The 24,129-nt window shown below is 73.1% G+C and carries 23 protein-coding genes and 3 tRNA genes; 13 read left to right on the forward strand and 13 right to left on the reverse strand.

All coding sequences use genetic code 11. The features are described from left to right. Positions 1–2: 2 nt before the first annotated feature. Both hrpA and Ae331Ps2_RS12790 read right to left on the reverse strand, forming a co-directional pair. Entirely contained in the window at positions 3–4,412 is a 4,410-nt protein-coding gene (gene hrpA / locus Ae331Ps2_RS12785) for an ATP-dependent RNA helicase HrpA (RefSeq protein ID WP_083695510.1), read from the reverse strand. Positions 4,413–4,661: 249 nt separating this feature from the next. Beyond that, positions 4,662–5,135 carry a MarR family winged helix-turn-helix transcriptional regulator gene (locus Ae331Ps2_RS12790; protein ID WP_075308695.1) on the reverse strand — a complete coding sequence of 158 codons (474 nt, stop codon included), beginning with the start codon at positions 5,133–5,135 and terminating at the stop codon, positions 4,662–4,664. 59 nt (positions 5,136–5,194) lie between these two features. Here Ae331Ps2_RS12790 and Ae331Ps2_RS12795 point away from each other — a divergent pair, with 59 nt between their 5' ends. From Ae331Ps2_RS12795 to Ae331Ps2_RS12810, 4 genes are read left to right on the forward strand one after another with little or no spacing between them, the layout of a single operon-like run. After that, complete coding sequence (locus tag Ae331Ps2_RS12795; RefSeq protein WP_075308693.1) at positions 5,195–5,776, forward strand: UbiX family flavin prenyltransferase; 582 nt, start codon at positions 5,195–5,197, stop codon at positions 5,774–5,776. Further along, positions 5,776–7,209, forward strand: coding sequence for a non-oxidative hydroxyarylic acid decarboxylases subunit C (locus tag Ae331Ps2_RS12800; RefSeq protein WP_075308691.1), 1,434 nt, complete (start codon positions 5,776–5,778; stop codon positions 7,207–7,209). Before Ae331Ps2_RS12795 ends, Ae331Ps2_RS12800 begins: the two co-directional genes overlap by 1 nt. Continuing rightward, positions 7,209–7,433, forward strand: a complete 225-nt coding sequence (locus Ae331Ps2_RS12805) for a non-oxidative hydroxyarylic acid decarboxylases subunit D (protein ID WP_020622623.1) — start codon at positions 7,209–7,211, stop codon at positions 7,431–7,433. The genes Ae331Ps2_RS12800 and Ae331Ps2_RS12805 overlap by 1 nt, the downstream gene beginning before the upstream one ends. Next, entirely contained in the window at positions 7,430–7,678 is a 249-nt protein-coding gene (locus Ae331Ps2_RS12810) for a hypothetical protein (RefSeq protein WP_075308689.1), read from the forward strand. Before Ae331Ps2_RS12805 ends, Ae331Ps2_RS12810 begins: the two co-directional genes overlap by 4 nt. Before the next feature lie 7 nt (positions 7,679–7,685). Here Ae331Ps2_RS12810 and Ae331Ps2_RS12815 read toward each other — a convergent pair whose 3' ends face one another. After that, entirely contained in the window at positions 7,686–8,516 is an 831-nt protein-coding gene (locus tag Ae331Ps2_RS12815; protein ID WP_075308687.1) for a serine hydrolase, read from the reverse strand. Between the two features lie 88 nt (positions 8,517–8,604). Here Ae331Ps2_RS12815 and Ae331Ps2_RS12820 point away from each other — a divergent pair, with 88 nt between their 5' ends. The 4 genes from Ae331Ps2_RS12820 (at position 8,605) to Ae331Ps2_RS12835 (ending at position 12,388) form a co-directional block, all read left to right on the forward strand. Continuing rightward, positions 8,605–9,366 (forward strand): alpha/beta fold hydrolase, encoded by a 762-nt coding sequence (locus Ae331Ps2_RS12820; RefSeq protein ID WP_075308686.1) that lies wholly within the window; start codon positions 8,605–8,607, stop codon positions 9,364–9,366. Further along, the gene (locus tag Ae331Ps2_RS12825; RefSeq protein WP_020622627.1) at positions 9,363–10,193 is read left to right on the forward strand and encodes a DUF72 domain-containing protein; all 831 of its coding nucleotides are present in this window, start codon (positions 9,363–9,365) and stop codon (positions 10,191–10,193) included. Before Ae331Ps2_RS12820 ends, Ae331Ps2_RS12825 begins: the two co-directional genes overlap by 4 nt. Before the next feature lie 170 nt (positions 10,194–10,363). Beyond that, positions 10,364–11,206 (forward strand): IS5 family transposase, encoded by an 843-nt coding sequence (locus tag Ae331Ps2_RS12830; RefSeq protein WP_075329730.1) that lies wholly within the window; start codon positions 10,364–10,366, stop codon positions 11,204–11,206. Positions 11,207–11,281: 75 nt separating this feature from the next. Next, entirely contained in the window at positions 11,282–12,388 is a 1,107-nt protein-coding gene (locus Ae331Ps2_RS12835) for a DUF4190 domain-containing protein (protein ID WP_075308684.1), read from the forward strand. 203 nt (positions 12,389–12,591) lie between these two features. On the opposite strand, the gene Ae331Ps2_RS12840 is transcribed toward Ae331Ps2_RS12835, so the two are convergent. From Ae331Ps2_RS12840 to Ae331Ps2_RS12870, 7 genes are all read right to left on the reverse strand, one after another. After that, positions 12,592–13,410: an ABC transporter permease gene (locus Ae331Ps2_RS12840; protein ID WP_371335638.1), complete on the reverse strand. Its 819-nt coding sequence runs from the start codon at positions 13,408–13,410 to the stop codon at positions 12,592–12,594. Further along, positions 13,407–14,378 carry a daunorubicin resistance protein DrrA family ABC transporter ATP-binding protein gene (locus tag Ae331Ps2_RS12845; RefSeq protein ID WP_020622752.1) on the reverse strand — a complete coding sequence of 324 codons (972 nt, stop codon included), beginning with the start codon at positions 14,376–14,378 and terminating at the stop codon, positions 13,407–13,409. The genes Ae331Ps2_RS12840 and Ae331Ps2_RS12845 overlap by 4 nt, the downstream gene beginning before the upstream one ends. Positions 14,379–14,454: 76 nt before the next feature. Then, positions 14,455–15,639: an MFS transporter gene (locus tag Ae331Ps2_RS12850; protein WP_233147402.1), complete on the reverse strand. Its 1,185-nt coding sequence runs from the start codon at positions 15,637–15,639 to the stop codon at positions 14,455–14,457. Between the two features lie 25 nt (positions 15,640–15,664). Continuing rightward, positions 15,665–17,290, reverse strand: a complete 1,626-nt coding sequence (locus Ae331Ps2_RS12855; protein ID WP_075308682.1) for an acyl--CoA ligase family protein — start codon at positions 17,288–17,290, stop codon at positions 15,665–15,667. Positions 17,291–17,488: 198 nt separating this feature from the next. Continuing rightward, on the reverse strand, positions 17,489–17,680 hold the full coding sequence (locus Ae331Ps2_RS12860) for a ferredoxin (protein ID WP_043276655.1): 192 nt from the start codon (positions 17,678–17,680) through the stop codon (positions 17,489–17,491). A gap of 95 nt (positions 17,681–17,775) precedes the next feature. Continuing rightward, entirely contained in the window at positions 17,776–18,033 is a 258-nt protein-coding gene (locus Ae331Ps2_RS12865) for a hypothetical protein (protein ID WP_139318847.1), read from the reverse strand. A 148-nt stretch (positions 18,034–18,181) separates the two neighbouring features. Continuing rightward, the gene (locus Ae331Ps2_RS12870) at positions 18,182–20,071 is read right to left on the reverse strand and encodes a propionyl-CoA synthetase (protein ID WP_020622467.1); all 1,890 of its coding nucleotides are present in this window, start codon (positions 20,069–20,071) and stop codon (positions 18,182–18,184) included. A 257-nt stretch (positions 20,072–20,328) separates the two neighbouring features. On the opposite strand from Ae331Ps2_RS12870, the gene Ae331Ps2_RS12875 reads away from it, so the two are divergent. The 5 genes from Ae331Ps2_RS12875 (at position 20,329) to Ae331Ps2_RS12895 (ending at position 22,446) form a co-directional block, all read left to right on the forward strand. Further along, positions 20,329–21,624, forward strand: a complete 1,296-nt coding sequence (locus tag Ae331Ps2_RS12875; protein ID WP_075308680.1) for a GDSL-type esterase/lipase family protein — start codon at positions 20,329–20,331, stop codon at positions 21,622–21,624. A 186-nt stretch (positions 21,625–21,810) separates the two neighbouring features. Further along, entirely contained in the window at positions 21,811–22,029 is a 219-nt protein-coding gene (locus tag Ae331Ps2_RS12880; RefSeq protein ID WP_020622469.1) for a hypothetical protein, read from the forward strand. A 120-nt stretch (positions 22,030–22,149) separates the two neighbouring features. Further along, positions 22,150–22,222 (forward strand) — tRNA-Glu (locus tag Ae331Ps2_RS12885). A 40-nt stretch (positions 22,223–22,262) separates the two neighbouring features. After that, positions 22,263–22,336, forward strand: a tRNA-Asp gene (locus tag Ae331Ps2_RS12890). Between the two features lie 36 nt (positions 22,337–22,372). Then, positions 22,373–22,446, forward strand: a tRNA-Phe gene (locus Ae331Ps2_RS12895). Between the two features lie 77 nt (positions 22,447–22,523). Here the strand turns inward: Ae331Ps2_RS12895 and Ae331Ps2_RS33225 are convergent. From Ae331Ps2_RS33225 to Ae331Ps2_RS12905, 3 genes are all read right to left on the reverse strand, one after another. Continuing rightward, a complete protein-coding gene (locus Ae331Ps2_RS33225) occupies positions 22,524–23,027 on the reverse strand; it encodes a type II toxin-antitoxin system VapC family toxin (protein WP_254864917.1) in 504 nt (167 codons plus the stop codon). After that, a complete protein-coding gene (locus Ae331Ps2_RS33230; protein WP_170916996.1) occupies positions 22,940–23,188 on the reverse strand; it encodes a hypothetical protein in 249 nt (82 codons plus the stop codon). The genes Ae331Ps2_RS33225 and Ae331Ps2_RS33230 overlap by 88 nt, the downstream gene beginning before the upstream one ends. A gap of 235 nt (positions 23,189–23,423) precedes the next feature. Then, positions 23,424–24,071, reverse strand: a complete 648-nt coding sequence (locus tag Ae331Ps2_RS12905; RefSeq protein WP_075329731.1) for a hypothetical protein — start codon at positions 24,069–24,071, stop codon at positions 23,424–23,426. Between the last annotated feature and the right edge of the window lie 58 nt (positions 24,072–24,129).

The following is a 24,129-nucleotide window of genomic DNA, read 5'->3' on the forward strand; positions in this document are numbered from 1 at the left end:
AGTCACAGCTCGTCGATCGCCCGCTCGATCCGCCGCACCGACACCGGGTGCCGGGTCTTCATCGGGTGGGCGTAGAGCGAGATGCGCAGCTCCTCGACCATCCAGCCGATCTCCCGCAGCGCCGGCGACGGCTCGGTGCCCTCGGGCAGCGCGGCGAGCAGCCCGCGGTACTCGGCCTCGACCGGAGCGATCTCGGCGGTCCACCGGGCGTCGCGGGCGGGGTCGGCGCGCAGCTTCTCCAGCCGCAGCTCGCAGCCCTGCAGGTAGCGCTTCACGTCGCCGAGCCGGTTCGCGCCGGCGGCGGTGACGAAGCCCGGCGCGGTCAGCCGGCCCACGACCGCCGTCACGTCGGCGACGCCGTCGCGGGTGGCCGGGCCGCGCAGGTCCGCCAGCGCCGCACCCACCCGGTGCCACACCTCCAGCACGCCGCGGACGGCGTCGAGGACCTGCAGCGTCGTCGACGGCAGCCGCATCCGCAGCAGCTCCGCGAGCCGCGCGTACTGCGCCTCGTCGAACGGGTCCCCGCCGCCACGGACCATCAGGTGGTCGGCGGCGGCGGTGGTGCAGTCGTCGAGCAGGGCGTCGAGCGAGCCGTGCGGGTTGCGCGACAGGGCCAGCCGCGCCCGGTTGTCCAGACCGCGCTGCACCTGCTTGCCCGGGTGGGTGGTGTTGCGGAGCAGGAGCCGCCGGGCGCCGCGGTGGTGGGCTGGGTCGCGCTCGGACGCCGTCGCGTACACCCGGACGTCGGCGCTCGTGCCGCGGTCGCGCAGGCCCGGGTAGCCGGTGACCGTGTGCGCGCCGCGCCGGATCGGCAGCTCGCGGGGGAGCTCGCCGATCGTCCACGACGTCAGCCCGGTCGCCTCGACGTCGCTGCCCGCGGCGGCCAGCTCCTCCCGCACCTTCGGGGCGAGGGCGCGGCGCAGCCGGTCCAGGTCGGTGTCGCGGGCCAGCTCGGCACCGGACTCGTCGAGCACCCGGAACGTCACCGTGAGGTGCTCGGGCAGCCGCTCTAGCTCCCAGTCCTCGCGCCGGATGTGCACGTCGCGCATCCGGCCGAGCTCGTCCTCCAGGACGTCCAGCAGCGGGCGTCGGCCGGTCTCGCCGCGCAGCCGGGCCAGCACCGCCTTCGCGTGGTCCGGGGCCGGGGAGAAGTTGCGGCGCAGGTTCCGCGGCAGCGTCCGGATCAACGCGGTGACGAGCTCCTCACGCAGCCCCGGCACCTGCCAGGTGAACGGCGTCGGGTCGACCTGGTTCAGCGCCGCCACCGGCACGTCGACGGTCACACCGTCCTCGTGGTGGCCCGGCTCGGACGCGTAGGACAGCGGCAGCGTCAGCCCGCCCGCCTCGACGTGGTCGGGGTAGTGGTTGCGGTCGACCTGCTTCGCGGCCTCGGTCGCGAGCATCTCCTCGGTGTAGGTCAGCCGGTCCGGGGATCGCTTCGACTCCCGCTTCCACCAGCGGTCGAAGTGCGCACCGGAGACGACGTCGGCGGGAACCCGCTCGTCGTAGAAGGCGAACAGGGTGTCCTCGTCGACGACGAGGTCGCGCCGCCGGGCCCGGTGCTCCAGCTCCTCGACGCTGTCGAGCAGCTCCCGGTTGGCGTGGAAGAACGGGTGCCGGGTTTCCCAGTCGCCCTCGACGAGAGCGTGGCGCAGGAACAGGTCGCGGCTCACCTCGGCGTCGATCCGGCCGTAGGCGACGGTGCGGTCCGCGACCAGCGGCAGCCCGTGCAGGGTGACCCGCTCGGTCGCGACGGCGCTCCCGCGCTTGCGTGACCAGCGCGGTTCCGAATATGTCTTCTTGACGAGATGTTCGGCGAGCGGCTCGATCCAGTCCGGCTGCACCGGTGCGACGGTCCGTGCCCACAATCTCGTCGTCTCGACGAGTTCGGCGGCCATCACCCAGCGCGGGGGCTTGCGCGCCAGCCCCGAGCCGGGCCAGATCGCGAACTTCGCGCCGCGGGCTCCGAGATAGTCCTTCGGCCCCTTCCGCTCCTTCTTCCCGTCTCTGCCGTTCCCCGTGCCCTTCCCTGTGCTCTTCTCGGAGAGCGGGTCCTGCATGCCGACCTGCGACAGCAGACCGGCGAGGACGGACTGGTGGATCCGGTCGGCGTGCCGCGGCCACTCGGGGTCGTGGTCGTTGACCTCCATGCCGGAGCTGCGCGCGGCCTGCCGGAGCTGGCCGTGCAGGTCCCACCACTCGCGCACGCGCAGGTAGTGCAGGAAGTCCTCGCGCAGCTCGCGCCGGAACCGGCTGCCCGACAGCTCGTCGCGGCGCTGCTGCAGGTGGTCCCACAGCCGCAGGAACGCGAGGAAGTCCGAGCCGTCCTCGGCGAAGCGGCGGTGCCGCTCGTCGGCGGCCTGGCGCTGCTCGGTCGGCCGCTCGCGAGGGTCCTGCACGCTCAGCGCGGCCGCGATGACCAGCACCTCGCGCAGGCAGCCGTTGCGGTGCGCCTCGACGAGCATCCGGCCCAGCCGGGGGTCCACCGGCAGCCGCGCCAGTGACTGCCCGACGGCGGTCAGCGAGCGCCGGTCCGGACGCAGCGCACCGAGCTCGTGCAGCAGGTCCAGACCGTCGGCGACGGCGCGCCGGTCCGGCGGCTCGACGAACGGGAACTCCGAGATCTCGCCCAGGTCCAGGGCGATCATCTGCAGCACGACCGACGCCAGGTTGGTCCGCAGGATCTCCGGGTCGGTGAACTCGGGGCGGGCGTCGAAGTCGTCCTCGGCGTACAGCCGGATCGCGATGCCGTCCGAGGTGCGGCCGCAGCGACCGGAGCGTTGGTTCGCCGAGGCCTGGGAGATCTTCTCGATCGGCAGCCGCTGCACCTTGAGGCGGCGCGAGTAGCGCGAGATGCGCGCGGTCCCGGTGTCGACGACGTAGCGGACGCCGGGGACGGTCAGCGAGGTCTCGGCGACGTTGGTGGCCAGCACGACCCGGTTGCCTGCGTGCGGCGCCCACACGCGCTGCTGCTCGGCCGTCGACAGGCGGGCGTAGAGCGGCAGGATCTCGGTGTTCCGCAGGTTGCGCCGCTCCAGTGCCTCGGTGGCCTCCCGGATCTCGCGCTCACCGGGCAGGAACACCAGCACGTCGCCCGGGCCCTCGCGCTGCAGCTCGACGACGGCGTCGCCGATCGCGTCGTCCAGCTGCCGGTCGGGGTCGGCGTCGGGGTCGTCGGGGTCGACGACGGGCCGGTACCGCACCTCCACCGGGAACGTGCGCCCGGAGACCTCGACGATCGGCGCGGGGGTCGGCTCGCCGCTCTCCGAGGCCGTGCCGAAGTGCCGGGCGAAGCGCTCCGGGTCGATCGTCGCGGAGGTGATGACGACCTTGAGGTCGGGACGGCGGGGGAGCAGCCGGGTCAGGTACCCGAGGATGAAGTCGATGTTGAGGCTGCGCTCGTGCGCCTCGTCGATGATCAGCGTGTCGTAGGCCAGCAGGTCCTTGTCCCCGGCCAGCTCGGCCAGCAGGATGCCGTCGGTCATCAGCTTGACCATGGTCGAGTCGCCGACGGCGTCGGTGAACCGGACCTTCCAACCGACCGCCCCGCCGAGCTCGACGCCCAGCTCCTCGGCGATCCGGGTGGCGACGGTGCGCGCGGCGAGCCGCCGCGGCTGGGTGTGCCCGATCATCCCGTGCACACCGCGGCCCAGCTCGAGGCAGATCTTCGGCAGCTGCGTCGTCTTCCCGGAGCCGGTCTCCCCGGCGACGATCACGACCTGGTTGTCGCGGATCGCGTCGGCGATCTCCTCGCGGCGCGCGGAGACCGGCAGCGTCGCGGGGTAGGAGATCCGCGGCAGCGCGGCGCGCCGGCGCGCGACGCGGTGCTCGGCCTTCGCGACGGCGTCGGCGACCCGCTGCTGGGCGCGCCCGTCGCGGGCCCGGTCCAGCCGGCCGCGCAGGCGCTCGGCCTCGGCCGGGCCGAGGGAGTCGAGGCGCTCGCGCAGGGCGGTGAGCTCGGCGTCGTCGAGCGGGGGGAGCGGCGGCTCGGCGTCGCGGCCCCCGCCGGTGCCCCGGCGCGGCCGGCCGGCGTCGGTCTCTGCGGCCGGGGTGGGGCCCGAGGGGTCCGGGCCGTCGCGGTCGGGGCCGCGACGGCCGGGCTGGTCGGGGCCGGGCGCCGTGACGGCAGCGCGCCGACCCCGAGGCCCGCGGCGGCGCTGCGTCGATGCACGGCGGCGCTGCTGATCGCGGGCCGGGACGCCGCGCGCGGCGCCCTCCGTCCCGGGGGCGGCCTGCGCTGCGGCGAGGTCCGATGAGGTGGTCTCGTGTGGAGGTGTGTCCTGCGGGGTGCCGGAGTTCCCGCCGCGCGGCTGGTGCTCGCCCCGGGCGCCGGGTCGGCGGCGGGGTCGGCGCGGTCGGTCGTGCGACGACGGCTGTGCGGAGGTCGGAGACGGGACGGGTTCGCTGGACATCGTTCGTTCAGTCTGCCTGCTCGCCCGGGACCGGGCGCGCGCCGACCATGGTGACCGGCCTCGCAGGCGTCGTCGAATGGATTTCGAGAAGGGGAGGTATGGGGTCCGAACCGGACGCCGGTCGCCTCGCGGCGAGTGGCGCATCGTGGCTCCAGCCGAACGGAACTCCACGGTGGCGGTTATCTATTGCGGCCCGGGGACTCGGTTCGCCCGGCTCGGACAGTCGTTCCAACGGGCGGGGGTCGCGGTTCATTCCCGCCCCGGGTGAGGAATCCCGGACGACTCCCCGTCCCCGTCGGGCTCTGCCGCGGCGAGCCGGGCCAGCAGGTCGCGCAGCCGGGTCCGGTCGGCCCCGTCGAGCGGGGCGAGGAACTCGGCGGCCAGCGCGCGGGCCTCGGTCGCGGCCCCGGCGGCCAGGCGTTCGCCCTCGTCGGTGAGGTGGACCAGCCGACGTCGCTGGTCGGTCTCGGACCGGGTGCGGGTCAGCCAGCCGTTGCGCTCCATCCGGCGCAGCAGCTCGGTGGTGGTGCCCTTGTCGGTCGCCGCGAGCGACCCGAGCGTGACCTGGTCGATCCCGGGCCGGCGGCGCAGCGCGTCGAGCATCGCGTACTGCGGCTTGGTCAGCTGCGGGACGCGTTGCTGCCAGGCCGCGGTGTGGGACTGCAGGACCCGGCGGAGCAGGTGCACGACCGCCTCGTCGGCACCCGGGTTGCGCTCGATCATGCGACGAGTATAGTTCGTATTCAAACAGTTAGTATACGAACTAGTTGGGAGGTGGCCCGGTGCGACTCGTCGTGGGGATCACCGGCGCGACCGGCGCGATCCTCGGGATCCGTCTGCTGGAGGCGCTGCGCGAGGCCGAGGTCGACACGCATCTCGTGCTCTCCAAGTGGGCGCGGGCGACGATCGTCGAGGAGACCGGCTGGACGGTGCCCGAGGTCGAGGCGCTGGCCGGGACCGCACATCCGTTCGGGGACCAGGCCGCGTCGATCTCGTCCGGCTCGTTCCGGACCGACGGGATGGTCGTCGTCCCCTGCTCGATGAAGACGCTCGCGCAGATCCGGCACGGGATCGCCGACGGGCTCGTCGCCCGCGCCGCCGACGTCACGATCAAGGAGGACCGGAAGCTGGTCCTCGTGCCGCGGGAGACCCCGCTGTCGGAGATCCACCTCGAGAACATGCTGGCCCTGCGCCGCACCGGGGTGCGGATCGTCCCGCCGATGCCCGCCTTCTACAACCACCCGGCCGGACTGGACGACGTCGTCGACCACGTCGTCGCACGCATCTGCGACCAGTTCGACCTGCCCGCCCCGCGGGCCCGCCGCTGGACCGGCGGGTCCGCCCGTCAGAGGAGGAGCGCCTGATGGACACCTTCCGCGACTACCTGGCCGAGCTCGAGCGGCACGGCCAGCTCCTGCGCATCGACGACGAGGTGAAGGCCGAGCCCGACCTCGGTGCCGCCGGTGCCGCCGCACCGAAGCTCGGCGACCGAGCCCCCGCGCTGCTGTTCACCGACGTCGCCGGGTTCCGCGACCCGAACATCGTGCTCAACGCGCACGGCTCCTGGGCCAACCACGCCGTCGCGCTCGGGCTGCCGCCGGAGACCCCGGTGCGTGAGCAGGTCGAGGAGTTCGGCCGTCGCTGGGACGCCTTCCCGGTGCCGGTCGAGCGGCGCGCCGACCCGCCGTTCGCGGAGAACACCGTCGCCGGCGAGGCGGTCGACCTGTTCGCGCTGCTGCCGCTGTTCCGCATCAACGCAGGCGACGGCGGCTTCTACATCGACAAGGCCGCCGTCGTCAGCCGCGACCCCGACGACCCGGACTCCTTCGGCAAGCAGAACCTGGGCATCTACCGGATGGAGGTCCAGGGCCCGCGCACGCTCGGGCTGCAGCCCGTCCCGCAGCACGACATCGCGCTGCAGCTGCGCCGCGCCGAGGAGCGCGGCGAGGACCTGCCGGTCGCGATCACGCTCGGCAACGAGCCGACGATCCCGCTGGTCGCGGGCATGCCGATCGCCTACGCCGACAGCGAGTACGAGATGGCGGGCGCCCTGCGCGGCTCACCATGCCCGATCGCCACCGGCCCGGAGACCGGGCTCGACGTCCCGTGGGGCTGCGAGATCCTGCTGGAGGGCGTCGTCCTCGGGCGCGAGCGGCACTTCGAGGGCCCGTTCGGCGAGTTCACCGGGCACTACTCCGGCGGCCGGCGCATGCCGCAGATCCGCATCGACCGGGTGTCCTACCGGACCACGCCCTACTTCGAGCACCTCTACATCGGCATGCCGTGGACCGAGTGCGACTACCTCATCGGGCCCAACACCTGCGTCCCGTTGCTCAAGCAGCTGCAGGCCGAGTTCCCCGAGGTGCGCGCGGTCAACGCGATGTACACCCCCGGGCTGCTCGCGATCGTCTCGGTCCGCAACCGCTACGGGGGCTTCGCCAAGGCCGTCGGGATGCGGACCATGACCACCCCGCACGGCCTCGGCTACTGCAAGGTCGTGATCTGCGTCGACGACACCGTGGACCCGTTCGACCTGCCCCAGGTCATGTGGGCGCTGTCGACCAAGATGCACCCCGCGCACGACCTGGTGATCCTGCCCGACATGCCGGTGCTGCCGCTGGACCCGGGATCCGACCCGGCCGGCATCACCCACAAGCTGATCATCGATGCCACCACGCCGACCGCCCCGGACGACCGCGGGCACTACTCCCAGCGCGTCGTGCCGCCCGACGACACCGCGGCCTGGGTCGAGCGTCTGGGCCGGCTCGTCGCCGGCGACCGGAAGGAGAACCGCTGATGACCTGCCCCCGCTGCTCCACCGACGGCGCCGCCGTGCTCGCGACCTCCCCGGTCCCCGGGGTGTGGACCGTGCACCGCTGCGGGTTGTGCGGCTTCGTCTGGCGCGACACCGAGCCGCCTGCGGTCCGCGACGCCGCGCACTATCCGGACCGGTTCCGGGTCACCGCCGCCGACGTGGCCGCCGCGGTCGACGTGCCGACCGTGCCGGCGCGCCGGACGTGACCCCGACCCTGATGTGGGAGGCCCGCGCCGCCGACGGCCGCCGCGACGAGCTCCTCGACCACGTGCGCGAGCGGGCCGCCGTCGCGCTGGCCGGTGCGCAGCGCCACGAGCTGTTCGTCGCCGACGGCGGTCGGGTCGTCGTGATCGCGGTCGGGGTGCCGGCCGGGACGACGCTGCCCGAGCCGCCCGGCGAGCTGCTGGCCCGGCCGCCGCACTCCTGGGGCTTCGACCGGGTCGACCCCTGACCTGCCCTCAGCCGGCCGCGAGCGCCGCGAGCACCCCGTCCGTCCACGGCGTCCACGCCTCGACCGCCCACGGCCCGAAGTCGCGGTCGGTCAGGACGACGGCCGCGGCGCCCGCGTCCGGGTCGACCCACAGGAACGTGCCGGACTGCCCGAAGTGCCCGAACGTCCGCGGCGACGAGTGCACCCCGGTCCAGTGCGGGGACTTGCCGTCGCGGATCTCCAGGCCCAGGCCCCAGTCGTTCGGTCGCTGTCGGCCGTAGCCCGGCAGCAGCCCGTCGAGACCGGGGTAGGCGACCGTGGTCGCCTCGGCGACGGTCCGCGGGTCCAGCAGCCGCGGGGCCTGCAGCTCGGCGGCGAAGCGGGTCAGGTCCTCGACGGTCGAGACGGCGCCGGAGCCGGCGGCCCCCTCCAGCCGGGTGTGCCCCATCCCGAGCGGGGTGCAGACGGCCTCGTGCAGGTACTCGGCGAACCCGATGCCGGTCGCGGCCGCGATGGCGTCGGCGAGCACGGCGAAACCGGTGTTGGAGTAGATCCGCTTCTCCCCGGGGGCGGCCTTGACCTCGTCGGTGTCGAACGCCAGGCCGGAGGTGTGCGCGATCAGGTGCCGCACCGTCACACCCTCCGGGCCGGCCGCGTCGTCCCAGTCGACGGCACCCTCCTCGACCGCGACGAGCGCCGCGTAGGCCGAGAGCAGCTTGGTCACCGACGCCAGCGCGAACTCGCGGTCGACGTCGCCCGCAGTGGCGAGCACCGTGCCGTCCGCGGCGACGACGGCGGCGCCCACGTGGTCGACCGGCCAGTCCAGGACCCGGCGCACCGCCGGGGCGAGCTCGGTCACGACTCGAGGTGCGGTCGGGTACGCATGACGTCCATCCTGGCAAACGGGCGGCCGTCCGGCCGCCCCGAGACCGGCCCGGGAGGACGTCGTGCCCCTGCACCACGAGGTGACCGGGTCGGGGCCGCCGCTGCTGCTGATCCAGGGCGGCGCGTCCGAGGCGGGCGCGGCGCGGATGCTCGTCGACGAGCTGGCCGTGACCCACCGGGTGCTCACCTACGACCGACGCGGGATCGGGCGCAGCCCGGCCGACGACGGCCCGGTCCCGCTGACCGCGCACGCCGACGACGCGGCCGGGCTGCTGGCGGGCACCGGGCCCGCTGCCGTCGTGGGGGTGAGCATCGGCGCGGTGATCGGGCTGCTGCTCGCCGTCCGGCACCCGGGCCTGGTCACGACGCTCGTCGCGCACGAGCCACCGCTGCCCGGCCTGGTCCGCGACGCGGCCTTCGAGGCCGCCATGGACCGGGTCGAGGACCTCGTCGCGCGCGACGACATCGGCGCCGCGATCCGGACGATGGCGGAGCTGACCTCCGGCGACGACCCGGTCGAGCCCGGCTACCGGCCCGAGCCGCCGTCGGGGGACCCGCAGCCCGCACTGCGCCGCTTCCTGCGCCACGACGTCCCGGCCGTGCGGGCCGCCCGGATCGACCCGGCCGACGTGACCGCCAGCGGGGTACGGGTGATCCCCACCGGCGGCTACGAGTCGCGCGGGCGCTGGGAGCACCGGTGCGCCGAGGCCCTGGCCGCCGGGATCGGGCGGGGCCTGGTCGAGCTGCCCGGGGGCCACAACGGCCCGGTGACCCACCCGGTTGCGGCCGCCGCCGCGCTGCGCGGGCTGGTCGGTGGCACGTGAGTGGGACGCCCCGGGCCGGCACTGTGCTGGTCGGGACATCGGGGTGGCGCTACCCGCCGTGGCGCGGCACGTTCTACCCACCGGGGCTGGTGCAGCGCCGGGAGCTGGAGTACCTGTCCCGGCAGGTCACCTCGATCGAGATCAACGGGTCGTTCTACTCGCTGCAACGCCCGGAGAACTACCGCGCCTGGGCCGAGCAGGTCCCGGCCGGGTTCGTGTTCGCGGTGAAGGGCCCGCGCTTCGTGACGCACCTGAAGCAGCTGCGCGACGTCGCGGTGCCGGTCGCGAACTTCCTCGCCTCCGGGGTGCTCGGACTGGGCCCCGCACTGGGCCCGGTGCTGTGGCAGCTGCCGCCCCGGATGCGCTTCGACGCCGACCGGGTGGCCCGCTTCCTGGAGCTGCTGCCGTCGACCACCACGGCCGCCGCCCGGGCCGCGACCGGACACGACGAGCGGCTCGACGGCCGGGCGCTCGTCGAGACCGACGCCGACCGCCCGCTGCGGCACGCGGTCGAGCCGCGGCACCCGTCGTTCCGGGACCCGGCGTTCACCGCGCTGCTGCGCGAGCACGGCGTCGCCCTGGTGCAGTCGGACTCGGCGGGCACCTGGCCGGTGTTCGACGAGGTCACCGCCGATCTCGTCTACCTGCGGCTGCACGGCCAGGGCGAGCTCTACGCCGGTGGCTACACCGCCGCGGCGCTCGACGGCTGGGCCGCCCGCATCCGGGCCTGGCGCGACGCCGGGCACGACGTCGTCTGCTACTTCGACAACGACGCGAAGGTCCACGCACCGACCGATGCTCGGGCCCTGCTCGACCGGCTCGGCTGACCTGTTCGGTCCTGTACCCGCACGGCCGAACGGCCCTGTCCTCAGATTTGTTGATAAGAGGTCGCGCGGATTGATCACAGCTGGGTCGCGGCCGGGTGTCGATGGTGAGGGGCGGGCACGGGCCTGTCGATCATGAAGTTGTTGACTCTTCGTGATCGTCTGGAGGCCGCGTGCCCGCCCTGCCATCATGGTTGACCGAGCCGTTGTGGGACCAGTTCGCCGCGCTGCTGCCGCCCCGGGTCGAGTTCGATCCCACTCATCCGTGGGGCTGTCACCGCCGCCGGATCGCGGATCGGGTCGTGTTCGACAAGCTCCTGCAGGTGCTGCGGTTCGGCTGCCCGTATCAGGGCGTCTCCGACAGCACCTGCTCGGCGACCACCATCCGCGATCGCCGTGACGAGTGGATCCGGCTCGGGGTCTTCGCCCAGCTACGCCGGATCGCCCTGGACGCCTACGACCGCATCGTCGGCCTGTTGCTTGACGACGTTGCCGTCGACGGCGCCATCACCAAGGCCCCCGGCGGCGGTGAGGTCGCCGGACCGTCACCGGTTGACCGGCGTAAACAGGGCATGAAGCGATCGGTGCTCGTCGAGGGCCATGGCATCCCACTGGGCCGGGTCCTGGCCGGGGCACACCGCCACGACTCCCCGCTACTGGGCCCCACTCTCGACCACCTCGACGCTCTCGGCCCGCTGCCCGACGACATCACCGTGCACCTCGACGCCGGCTATGACTCCGGTAAGACCCGCGACACACTCACCGAACGGGGCCTGCACAGCGAGATCGCGCGCAAGGGCGAGAAAGCACCGATCCAGGCCACCCAACGCTGGCACATCGAGCGCACCAACGCCTGGCACAACAGCTTCAACCGGCTGCAGCGCTGCTACGAACGCCGCGAAACCGTCGTCGACGCGTTCTTCGACCTCGCCGACACCATCATCACACTCCGTAGCCTGATCCGGCAGGCCTGGACCACGCACCGCTGGGACAGCCGACCACACCGCCGCCCATGATCATCCATCAATCCGCGCGACCTCTAAGTGCGGACCAGCTGATACGCGGGCCGCCGTCGCCGCGACAGCCGTGACGTGACCACTCCGCAGAACCGCCACGGTGCCCCGGACCTCTCCGGCCCGCCGCAGCAGCAGTCCGGCCCGCACCGCGTCCCGCAGCAGTACCCGGGCCCCCAGGGCCCCGGACACCACCGGCAGCAGTACGCGCAGGACCCGCGCGGCGCCGCGCCGCAGGGCCGGGCGCCGCACCACCAGCCCCGGCCGCAGCACTCCGGCGGGTACCCGAACCCGTACTACGACGGCAACCCCGACGTCCCCTTCGGCGGACCGCCCTTCGGGCGCACCAACCCGGGCGGGATGCCGCAGCAGCAGGCGCCCGCCGGCGCCCAGCCCTGGCCGAGCGCGGCCCAGCGCACCGCCGTCCCGCAGCAGCGCACCGCGGCCCCGGCCGTCGCCGCCCCGGCCGTCGCGCCGCGCAACGGCTTCGGCGTCACCGCGCTGGTGCTCGGGATCCTCGGCCTGCTGTTCTCCTTCATCCCGTTCATCGGGGTGATCGCCTGGCCGCTGGTGCTACTGGGTCTGCTGTTCGGCGTGCTCGGTGTCGTCCGGGCGAGCCGGGGCCGTGCGGACAACCGTGGGGTCGCGATCGCGGGCACGGTGCTCTCGGCGGTCGGGCTGGTCATCTGTGTCCTCTACGCCTCGGTGTTCGCCGCCGCGGTGTCCGGCCTGCCGACGGCCTCCTCGACCGGGACCCCGCCGGCGGCCTCCGGCGACGCGGCGGGAGCCTTTCCCGGTGCGACCGCCGACGACGTGGTCGGCGACGCCGGCGGCACGCTGACCGTCGGGAACCTGCAGATCGCGGCGAGCCCGCTGACGCCGGGCGACTCGCCCATCGGCCAGACCCTGTGCTCGGACGTCACCTACACCAACACCGGATCCGGCACGGAGTCGTTCAACGGAGGCTTCGACTGGAAGCTCCAGGACCCGAACGGTGCAGCGTTGATGACGACACTGCTCGGCTCCGACACGCTGCTCACCGCCGGCCAGCTGGCGCCCGGCGGCACCATGACCGGCACCGTCTGCTTCGACCGGCCGAGCGGCGCGACCGGACAGTACGTCCTGCTCTACGACGCGATGGACTTCTCCAGCAGCCGTGGAGCCTGGCTCAACCAGGTCGGCTGACCCCCACACGTACGCCGGGACGCTCCCCAGCGACGTGCTCCCGCAGTCGCTGGAGTGGTCACACACGACGAGCGTCCCGACGGACGACGAGGCCCTCCCCGGGGACGCCAGGGGAGGGCCTCCCCATCCGGGCTCGGGTCGCCGGCCCTGCCGCCAGGCCCGGCACGCCGGGGCCGGCGGCAGTGCTGTCGGCAGCGGTGCCGTCAGCGGCTCGCGGCCCGCCGGTACTGCCAGCTCGCCAGCGGCGCGAAGACCGCGACGATCGCGACCGACCAGATCAGCACGTAGAGCACCGGATGCTGCAGCGGCCAGGCGTCCGAGACGGACGCGGACGCCGGGATCGCGCCGTCGTTGCCGAACAGGGACCGTGCGGCCGCGGTCACCGCCGAGACCGGGTTCCACTCGGCGAACACCCGCAGCGGGCCGGGCAGCGAGTTCAGCGGCACGAAGGTGTTCGCGAGGAACGTCAGCGGGAAGATCACGACGAACGAGGCGTTGTTCACCACCTCCGGGCTCGGCACGAGCAGCCCGACGAACGCCATCACCCAGGAGAAGGCGTAGGCGAACACGATCAGCACGGCGAACCCGGCGAGCGCCTCCCCGACCGAGGTGTGGATCCGCCACCCGACCAGCAGCCCGGTCAGCGACATCACCACCAGCACGATCAGGTTGTTCACCACGTCGGAGAGGGTCCGGCCGGTCAGCACCGCCGACGACGACATCGGCAGCGACCGGAACCGCTCGATGATGCCCTTCTTGACGTCCTCGGCGAGCCCGGCGCCGGTGTTCGTGGCCCCGAAGATGACGGTCTGGGCGAAGATCCCGGCCATCAGGAACTCGCGGTACCCGGCCCCGCCGCCGGTCGGGTCGATCGCGGCGCCGAAGACGTAGGCGAACAGCAGCACGAACATGATCGGGGACAGGGTCGTGAAGACCAGCAGGTCCGGGACCCGCTTGATCTTGATCAGGTTTCGCTTCGCGACGACGGAGGCGTCGGCGAGCATGGTGGCGGCGGCGTTCACGGGGTCGGCTCCTCGGCCTGGTCCGCCTCGTCGGCGGGGCGCCCGGTCAGGGTGAGGAAGACGTCGTCGAGCGTCGGGCGGCGCAGCCCCGCGTCGTCGACCTTGGTGCCGGAGTCGGCGAGCCGGTCCAGCGCGGCGCGCAGCACGTCGACCCCGCCGCTGACCGGCATGGTCAGCGAACGGCGGTGCCGGTCGAGCACCGCCTCGCCGACGCCGAGCGGAGCCAGGTGCGCGGCGGTCGCGTCGAGGTCCGCGGCCGCGCTGACGGTCACCTCGAGCCGCTCCCCGCCGACCTGGGACTTCAGCTGGTCCGCGGTGCCGCGGGCGATGACCCGGCCGTGGTCGATGACCACGATCTCGTCGGCCAGCGCATCGGCCTCCTCCAGGTACTGGGTGGTGAGCAGCAGCGTCGTCCCGCGTGCGACGAGCCCGCGGATCACGTCCCACAGGTCGTTGCGGCTGCGCGGGTCCAGCCCGGTGGTCGGCTCGTCGAGCAGCAGCACCGGCGGGTCGGCGACGAGCGCCCCGGCCAGGTCCAGTCGGCGGCGCATCCCGCCGGAGTAGGTGCGGGCAGGCCGGTCCGCGGCGTCGGTCAGGCCGAAGTCCGCCAGCAGCTCGCGGGCACGGTCCCGGGCCCGGCGACGCCCCAGGTGGTAGAGCCGCCCGACCATCTCCAGGTTCTCGAAACCGGTCAGGTACTCGTCGACCGCGGCGTACTGCCCGGACAGGCCGATCCGGCTGCGCACCGCGGCGGGGTCGGCCAGCACGTCGACGCCGGCGACGGTGGCCGTGCCCGCGTCCGGTGTCAGCAGTGTGGTCAGCACCCGGACGACCGTGGTCTTCCCGGCGCCGTTCGGGCCCAGCAGGCCGAGCACGGTCCCCTCCGGTACCGACAGGTCCACCCCGTCGAGTGCCCGCAACGACCCGTAGGTCTTGACCAGTCCCGTGGCGCGGATCGCGTCCGGCATCGTGAAGTCCCCCTCGAACGACGTGAGCGGACGCCACTGTGCACCACGACCCTGACAGATTCGGCCCTGTTTCCGCTCAGCGCCGCGCGTGCGCGATCAGCATCCGGCGCCCGACCAGCATCAACGCCGCCGACACCAGCATCACGACGGCGTTGACCGTCCACGCGGTCGGGAAGCCGGCGTGGGTGGCGAGCGAGCCGAAGACGATCGGCCCGGCGAAGCCGCCGGCGTAGACGCCGACCTGCACGATCGACGTCGCCGCGGCCGGGGCGGACGGGTTGAGCCGCACGACGGCGAACTGCAGCAGGCCCGGCCACGCCCACCCGAGCCCGAACGCCAGCACCACGCCGACGACCAGTGCGGGCGTCCCCGGGACGGCGAGCAGCACGAAACCGATCGCGCCGGACGCGAGACTCGCCGCCACCACGGCCACGTGGCCACCGGTGCGACGGTCCGCCAGCCACCCGTGCAGCAACCGCGCCGACAGGCCCACGACGCTGCCGAGGGTCAGCACCAGCCCGGCGAGACCGGGGTCGATCCCTCGGTCCACCGCCGACGCGACCAGGAAGATGCCGAGCGCCGTCGCGGTCCCGGCGGCCAGCCCGGAGGCCGCGCCGATCACCGCGAGCGCGCCCGTCGCCCGGTCACCCTTCCCGGCGCGGGCCGGCGGCCGGGCGTCGGCCCGCGGGCAGGCGAAAAGCGCGGCGAGGGCCAGCAGGGCGCCGATCCCGTAGGCCCAGCGCCAGCCCACGGTCAGTGCCACCGCGGGGACGGCCAGCCCGGCCAGCAGCGTCGCCGCCGGGATCGCGGCCTGCTTCACCCCGAACGACAGCCCCATCCGGTGCGCGGGCACCGAGCGCGCGAGCGTCAGGTTCGACGACAGCTGGCCCATCACGTTGCACCAGGCGCCGCAGAGCAGCAGCACGACGAGCGCGACGTAGGACCGCGCGCCCAGCCCCAGGGCCGCCATCAGCACCGCCGCCCCGACGACGGCGATGCGGCTGGTCACCCGCGACCCGAACCGCTCGACGACCATCCCGACCGGCAGCGAACACAGCGCGCTCACCCCGAAGTACAGCGCGACGACCAGCCCCAGCCCGGACGGGTCGAAGGCCAGGTCGCGCGAGAGCTGCACCGCCAGGGCACCGGTGAGGAACACCGGCAGCACCGACGCCGTCGTCACGATGACCGCGCCGGTGGCGACGCGGAAGGCGGACGGTGCCGCGGTGTCCGTCGTGCCCGTTTCGGTTGCGATGCTCACGTTCAGCAACGCTAACCGATATGCGTCATCCCTGGATGCGGGAGCTCCCGCGACCTGCCCACTCCTTCTCGCGCAGCTCGAACTTCTGGACCTTGCCGGTGGAGGTCTTGGGCAGCTCGTCGACGATCTCGACGTACTTCGGCGCCTTGTAGCGGGCGATCTTCGTCTTGACGTGGTCGATGAGCTCCTGCGGCTCGGCCGAACGGCCTGCCCTGAGCACGGCGAAGCCCTTGCAGACCTCGCCCCACTTCTCGTCCGGCACCCCGACGACGGCGGCCTCCAGCACCGCGTCGTGCGACACGATCGCCTGCTCGACCTCGACGGTGGAGATGTTCTCCCCACCGGAGATCACGACGTCCTTGGCCCGGTCGCGCAGCTCGACGTACCCGTCGGGGTGCACGACCCCCAGGTCCCCGGAGTGGAACCAGCCGCCCCGGAACGCCTCCGCGGTCTTCTCCTCGTCGCGGTGGTAGCCCTTCATGACGTTGTTGCCGCGCATCACGATCTCGCCCATCGTGGCGCCGTCGCGGGGGACGTCGGCCATCTGCTCGTCGACCACCCGCACCCGGTCCGCGCACACCATGCCGACGCCCTGGCGGGCCTGCAGCCGGGCCCGCTCCTCGCCGTCGAGGTCGTCCCAGGCGTGCTGGTACTGGTTCACCGCGTACGGCCCATAGGTCTCGGTGAGCCCGTACACGTGCACGATCCGGAACCCCATCCGCTCCATCTGCAGGATCGTCGTCGGCGACGGCGGCGCCCCGGCCGTGGTGATCACCAGCTGGTAGTCCAGGGTGACGGCCTCGGGCGCGTTCATGATCGTCGTGACGACGGTCGGGGCGCCGTTGAGGTGGGTGACCCCGTGCTCGCCGATCAGCCGCCAGATGGTGTCGCCGCGAACCTCGCGCAGGCAGACGTGGGTGCCACCGACCGCCGTCACCGCCCACGGGGTGCACCACCCGTTGCAGTGGAACATCGGCAGCGTCCACAGGTAGACGCTGTCCGCGCTGTGCCCGGAGTGGACGATTTCGCCGAAGGAGTTCAGGTACGCACCGCGGTGGTGGTACTCGACGCCCTTCGGGTTGCCGGTCGTCCCCGAGGTGTAGTTGATCGTGATGGTGGCGCGCTCGTCGTCGACGGCCCACGGCCGCGGGGCGTCCGAACCGCGGGCGAGCAGGTCGGCGTAGCCCAGACCGGAGCCGACGCCGTCGCCGGGCGCCGCCGGGTCGACGACGGTGACGATCTCGCGGACCGTCGCCAGCTCGTCGGCGACCGGGCGGACCGTCTCGTACAGGACGGCGTCGACGACCAGCACCGTGGCCGCCGAGTGGTCCAGGATGTAGCGGACCTCCTCGGTCGACAGGCGCGTGTTGATCGCGACCAGGACCGCGCCCGCGAGCGGCACCGCGAAGTGCGCGACGAGCATCTCCGGGACGTTCGGCAGCAGGTAGGCGACCCGGTCACCGGGTTCGACGCCCGACGCGGCCAGTGCGTTCGCCACCCGGGTCGCCTCCGCCGCGAACTCGGCGTAGGTGTACCTGCGGTCGCCGTAGACGATCGCCGTGGACTCCGCGAACACCTCGGCCGAGCGGCCCAGGAAGGCCAGCGGGGTGAGCGGGGTGGTCCAGACGTCGGTCGTCGCGCCCTGTGTCACGGTCGGCTCCTTCGCAGGCGGTGCACTCGTCGCCGCGATCCTGCTCGCCGCGGGGAGTACCCGGCAACCTGCTGCTCCGACCGCCGACCGCCGGGGGCGCGCTGTTGCTTTGCCCCTCGACCGCCGGGGCTCGTGCCGCTGCTTCGCCCCTCGACCGCCGGGGCTCGTGCCGCTGCTTCGCCCCTCGACCGCCGGGGCTCAGTCCTCGATCGTGATGGCGGCCTTCGGGCAGCTCCGTGCCGCCTCCTCGACCTTCGGCCGCAGCGCCTCGGCCGGGTTCTCGTCGAGGATGTAGAGGTAGTCGTCGTCACGCACCTCGAAGACCTCCGGCGCGACACCCATGCAGACCGCGTTGCTCTCGCAGCGGTCGAAATCCACGATGACCTTCATGGCACCCATGGTGCCCCCGTCGGGTCGACGCCGCAGGACTGAGGGCCCCCTGACCTGCGGTTATGCTTCCCTTCCTCGGCCGGGAAGGCTGCAGGTCAGCGGCTGTCGCCGGTCCGGGCGGCGGTCGGCAACGGCTGCGGAGCGAGGTTCGCGCGGGCCTGCACGGGCGTCGGCGGCGGGGTGGTGTGCGGTATCCCGGTGAGGAGGGCGGTCGTCGCCCGGGTGGTCACCGGGATGTTGCCGACCGACGGCATGCGCACGTCGTCGGGTTCGAGCATCGCGGCCACACCGAGCACGACGCCGAGCGCCACCGGGGCGGCCAGTGCCGCGAGTCGCAGTCGCGCCGAGTCCACGCACACCTCCACGTCGACGACCGCGCGGAAGGATGCCGGGGAGCGGCAGCGGCCGTCGACCAACCATCGGGACGCGGCCGCCCGCCGTTACCGCCATCGGGTGATCCGGGTCAAGCGGAACGCCTCCGGACCACCCGATGGAGAGCGCTCACTCCCTGCGCAGCACCGGACGCAGCGTGTCCAGCACCGACGCGTCGTCGATGGTGGAGGGCACCGGCTCCTCGACACCGTCGGCGATCCCGCGCATCGTCTTGCGGAGGATCTTGCCGGAACGGGTCTTGGGCAGGGCGGGGACGATCGCGACGTCCTTGAGCGAGGCGACCGCGCCGATCTGGTCGCGCACCATCTGCACGAGCTCGGCGCGCAGCCCGTCCTCGTAGCCCTCCGCGTCGCTGTCGACGCCGGACTTCAGCACCACGAACCCGCGCGGGATCTGCCCCTTCATGGTGTCCGCGACGCCGATCACCGCGCACTCCGCGACGTCCGGGTGCGAGGCCAGGACCTCCTCCATCCCGCCGGTGGACAGGCGGTGGCCCGCGACGTTGATGACGTCATCGGTGCGGCCCATGACGAAGACGTAGCCGTCCGCGTCGAGGTGGCCGCCGTCGCCGGTGAGGTAGTAGCCCTCGAACGCCGACATGTAGGAGCTGACGTAGCGCTCGTCGTCGTTCCAGAGGGTCGGGAAGGCGCCGGGCGGCAGCGGCAGCTTCGCCACGATCGCGCCGTCGACACCGGGCTCGACCGGGTTGCCCCGCTCGTCGAGGACCTGGACGTCCCAGCCGGGCATGGCCCGGGTCGGCGAGCCGGGCTTGATCTCCAGCAGCTCGATGCCCGCCGGGTTGGCCGCGATCGGCCAGCCGGTCTCGGTCTGCCACCAGTGGTCGATGACGGGGATGCCGAGCAGGTCCGAGGCCCAGCGGTGCGTCTCGGGGTCGAGGCGCTCGCCGGCGAGGAAGAGGTACGTCAGCGACGAGACGTCGTACTGCGCGAGGAACTCGCCCTTCGGGTCCTCCTTCTTGATCGCCCGGAACGCCGTGGGCGCGGTGAAGACCGACTTCACCCCGTTCTCCTGGACGACCCGCCAGAACTGGCCGGCGTCCGGCGTGCCGACCGGCTTGCCCTCGTAGAGCACGGTCGTCGCCCCGGCCAGCAGCGGCGCGTAGACGATGTAGGAGTGGCCGACGACCCAGCCGACGTCGGACGCGGTGAAGATCGTCTCGCCGGGGCCGACGTCGTAGATGTTGGGCATCGACCAGGCCAGGGCGACGGCGTAGCCGCCGGAGTCGCGCACCACGCCCTTCGGCTTGCCGGTGGTGCCGGAGGTGTAGAGCACGTAGAGCGGGTCGGTGGCCTTCACCGGGACCGGGTCGGCCGGCGTGGCGCGGGCGACGGCCTCGGCCCAGTCGACGTCGGTCGGGCCCAGCCGCGCGGTGGCCTGCTCGCGCTGCAGGATCACCGTGGACGCGGGCTTGCGCTCGGACAGCTCGATCGCCCGGTCGAGCAGCGGCTTGTACTCGATGACCCGCTTGCCCTCGATGCCGCAGGACGCCGAGACGACGACCTTGGGTCCGGCGTCGTCGATCCGGACCGCGAGCTCCTTGGCGGCGAACCCGCCGAAGACCACCGAGTGGACGGCGCCGAGGCGGGCGCAGGCGAGCATCGCGATCGCGGCCTCGGGGACCATCGGCATGTAGACGACGACCCGGTCGCCGTGGCCGACGCCCTGGTCGCGCAGCACGCCCGCGAACAGTGCGACCTCGTCGCGCAGCTCCGCGTAGGTGTAGGTGCGCCGCGACCCGGTGACCGGTGAGTCGTACACCAGTGCGGTGCGGTCGCCGTTCCCGGCGTCGACGTGCCGGTCGAGTGCGTTGTACGCGACGTTCAGCTCCCCGTCGGGGAACCAGCGGTAGAACGGCGGGTTCGACGCGTCGAGCGCGCGGGTCGGGGCGACGTCCCAGTCGATCCCGTCGGCCGCGCGGAGCCAGAAGCCCTCACGGTCGTCCACGCTGGAACGGAAGATCTCCTCGTAGGCGGTCACCGTCGTCCTCTTCCCCTGGCGATCCCGGCGGCCCACGGTGGCCGCCCCTCGTGTCGCCGACGACCCTAGGACGGGGCACCGACAGTGCGCAGCCCTCGCCCGGCAGGACCGATCCCGAGGGGGAGGCCGCTCGCCGACCACGGGGCGCCGATCGTCGCAGTGTGACCGGACGGATCCGTAACGTGATCGGGTGACGGCTCGACACAGCGCATGGGGCACCCGTCCGATCCGCGGGCGGGGCGCGTGGAGGAGAGGCGGTGCCGGTGCGGCCCGACGACGGTGCGGTCCGGTGGCGTGCGCGGCGCGGGCCCGCCGGCACGGCGGTGCTCGGAACGCTGCTCGCCGGACTCGTCGCCGTGGGCTGCGGCCCGGCCCCGGCGGTCGTCCCGGCCGCCGTCGCGGCGACGACGTGCACGCCCGGCTGGACCGCCGCCTGGCACGCCGCGCAGCAGGCCGTCCCCGGCGACAGCCTCGCCGGTCGGACGCTGCGGATGGTGGTGCGGCCCGGCGCCGCGGGGGAGCAGCTGCGGCTGCGGCTGTCCAACCGGCACGGCGACGGGCCACTGCGGATCGCGGCGATGACCGTCGGCACCACCGGTCCGGGTGCCGCGGTGACCCGGCCGGTCCCGCTGACCGTCGGCGGCGCGCCCGTGGCCGACATCCCGGCGGGCGCCGAGGTGCTGACCGACCCCGCTCCGGTGGCCGCCGCGGCGGGCGTGCCGCTGACGGTGAGCCTGTTCCTCGCCGAGGTGCCGCGCACGATCGGCTCGCACCCGGTCGCGATGCGCACCGCCTGGCTGTCCGGGCCGGGGGACCGCACCGCGGCCCCGGACGCGGCGGGCTTCGACACGACCCTGCAGTCCTGGCCGGTGCTGACCGGGCTGGAGGTGCTGGCGCCCCGTCCGGACGGCGCGGTCCTCGTGATCGGGGACTCCCTCGTCGACGGCGTGGGTTCCACCCCCGGTGGCGACGACCGCTTCCCCGACCAGCTCGCCGCCCGGCTGTCCGCGGCGGGCGGCGACCGGCCGATGACCGTGCTGAACGCGGGGCTGTCGCGCAACCAGCTGCTGCAGGACGACCCGCCGGCCGGCGGCGACGCGCCGTCGACCCGCTGGGACGACGACGTGGCCGCCGTCCCCGGTGTACGCGACGTGGTGCTGCTCGTCGGGACCAACGACCTCGCCGCGGGCGCGGCCGGCGGCGACCTCGTCGCCGGGATGCAGGAGTTCGCCCAGCGGGCCCGGGCCGACGGTCTGCGCGTGTTCCTCACCACCATCCCGCCGTCGGCCAGCGGTGGTCGCGCCGCACCGTCGGCCGTCGCGGCCCGGGACGAGGTCAACGACTGGCTCCGTTCGGACGGCCGTCGCTGGGCCGACGGGGTGATCGACGCGGCCGCCGCACTGGGCGACCCGGGTGACCCGCTCCGGCTCCGTCCCGACCTGGACTCCGGCGACGGGCTCCACCCGTCGCCCGCCGGGTACCGGGCGCTGGCGGCATCCGTGCCGGTCGGGGAGCTGTCCGGCAGCCCCTGCCGGACCTCCCCGGATCGCTGAGACGCACCCGCCCTCCGCAGCTCCGCGTGACCGGCCGTCACCCGGGAAGGGGCGTGCAGGGTCCACACACGATGGGTAACGTCTTGGTCACAGCCACAGCACGTGGCGGTACCGACGGACACCGGCTCGCGGCGCGCCCCACCGGACGTGCCCGGAGCAGGTCCTGACGGCCTACGGGGAGGCCTCGTGACCATCGGCGCGAAGCGCGGCATCGACGACGACACCAGTTCCATTCCGGCGCCGCGGAACGCGGCCGACGCCTTCAAGGTGTCCGACGAGCAGGTGCAGCGCGCCCGGCTCGTCGTCGCACGGAACTCCGACGACTCCGAGGACCTGCGCGAGCTGCTCGACATGCTGGGGCTGATCTCCGGCAACCCGGAACAGCCGCCACCCGTGGCTCGCTGACCTGCGGCGATGCCGGAACCGGGGGGTGGTTGCAGGGTCCCCCGGGCCGGTGTCGTAAGGTTTACTCACTCCCAACGGACAGCCGTTGAGGGAAGGTCGAGGCCCACGGGTCTGGTCCCAGCCCCCATCGTCTAGCGGCCTAGGACTCCGCCCTTTCAAGGCGGCAGCGCGGGTTCGAATCCCGTTGGGGGTACCGGGAGAGGTGTCGGATACGATGCTTCTCGCAAGAGCAAGGCCCAGTGGCGCAGTTGGTTAGCGCGTCGCCCTGTCACGGCGAAGGTCGCGGGTTCGAGTCCCGTCTGGGTCGCTCCACTCTCTGGATCTCCGGTTTCCCGGAGGCCGGGGCCAGGTAGCTCAGTTGGTACGAGCGTCCGCCTGAAAAGCGGAAGGTCGGCGGTTCGACCCCGCCCCTGGCCACACCTTCTGAACAGCAAATTCTCCGCTCAGCGCCGTCCCGATCTCCCCGGTTGACGGCAACCGTGAGGCAGCGGACGTCAGGGCAGCAGAGTGAACGCCTCGACGTGGGACGGACGCACGGCGGCGAAGTGGCGCCGGTCCGTCGTCAGGAACGTGGTGAGCGAGAGCCTCTCGGCGATGGCGATCACGCTGGCGTCGGAACCTCCGAGCGGAAAGTCCGCGTAACGCACCACCAGATCGGCCATCCGAGCGAAGTCGGAGACGACGAGTTCGGCGAGGACGAGGCTGCCATCGCTGAAGGAGCGGAGGAACGCTGCTTCCGCCTCCGCGCCGAACTTGTGGCGGGCGATCATGTAGCAGACCTCGGCCACGATGGTGCTCGGGACGAGTAGCGGACCCGGCAGAGTCGTCAGCAGTTCCGAGTAACGGTCGTGCCACGTGTCGCTGCGATCGAAGCCGGCGATCAGTGGGCCTGCGTCGACGACGATCCCGCTCAGGACTCGCGTCCCATGCCGTCGCGGATATCGTCCTTGGCCCGCTCGCTGAGATCGCCCTCGCCAGTGGCGACGCTGCCCAGCCAGCCGAGGCGACGGCGGGGTGTGGGCGGCGCGGCTCCGCCTTCGATCACCTCGAAACGGACTCGGTCTCCCGTGTGCAGGGGCAGGCCCAAGCGCTCGGCAACCTCCGCCAGCTCCGGTGCGACCACGAACTCGTGCTGCTCGCCCGCGGCAGGCATGCTCATGGCGTCCACCTCCTTGGTTGTCCAGTGTCGCATCTGGCGGCGCAGAGCGTCTCGAATGACGACCCTGACGGCAACGCACCCGGTCGCAGCGGGTCTGGTCCTGGCCGACCCGGTGGCGGACGAAGTGCAGCCCGGGCCTCGCGGTGCCTGAGAAGTAGAAGGTCGGCGGTTCGACCCGCCCCAGGCTCGCCACGCTGGGCAGGATCAACCAGCTGATCAGCAGGTTGGACGGCGTTTACGGTCTACGGTGCTCGTGAATCACCGATCCGGCCCGGGGAGTCAGCGATGCGCACGAGGATCGCGCGCGACCTTCGTACCTGGTACTGGAGGAAATCGCGGGGGCGAGCATGACCAGCAGCATGATCAGGTTGGTGACCGAGGCCCCGGACGGGTTGTCGATCACTCGCCAGGCACTGAATGCGCCGTAGACAAGGATCAGTGCCGCGGCCCATGGCCCGGCTACCCGGACCGAGTGCAGGTGCTGGCGTGCCCCTGCGACGGCCACCGAGCGAAGCCGCGGCGGGAGATCGGCGACCTGTTGCGGATCGGTGTGGGCCTTGGCGATCCGGTTCTGCTCGCGGAAGGTGAGCTCATCGAACCCGGTGGGGTGGGCCCGCCGGGCCCGCACGGCCTGCCACGTGGCGACAGCCATGAGCACGAGGTACACGACGGCGGCCGTGATGACAGCGCCACGTTCGTCGAGGAACGCGTGTGCGGCCAGCATCGCGCTCACGGCAGCGACGACCGCCAGCATCGCATCGCGCATCACCGGCATCGAGACGAGCCGCTCGGCCGAGACCGTCCCCGAGGCCGGCGCCTCGACCGGCCCGGCAGTCGGCAGCGCATCGCCGCCAACGCCTGAGTCGGGTTCACCGTTGCACACAGGCACGACCTTCCGTCGGTGTCCAGGTTAGCGGCCACCGCACCCGTCGAGGGCGGCA

This window comes from Pseudonocardia sp. Ae331_Ps2, assembly GCF_001932405.1.
Lineage (GTDB): Bacteria > Actinomycetota > Actinomycetes > Mycobacteriales > Pseudonocardiaceae > Pseudonocardia.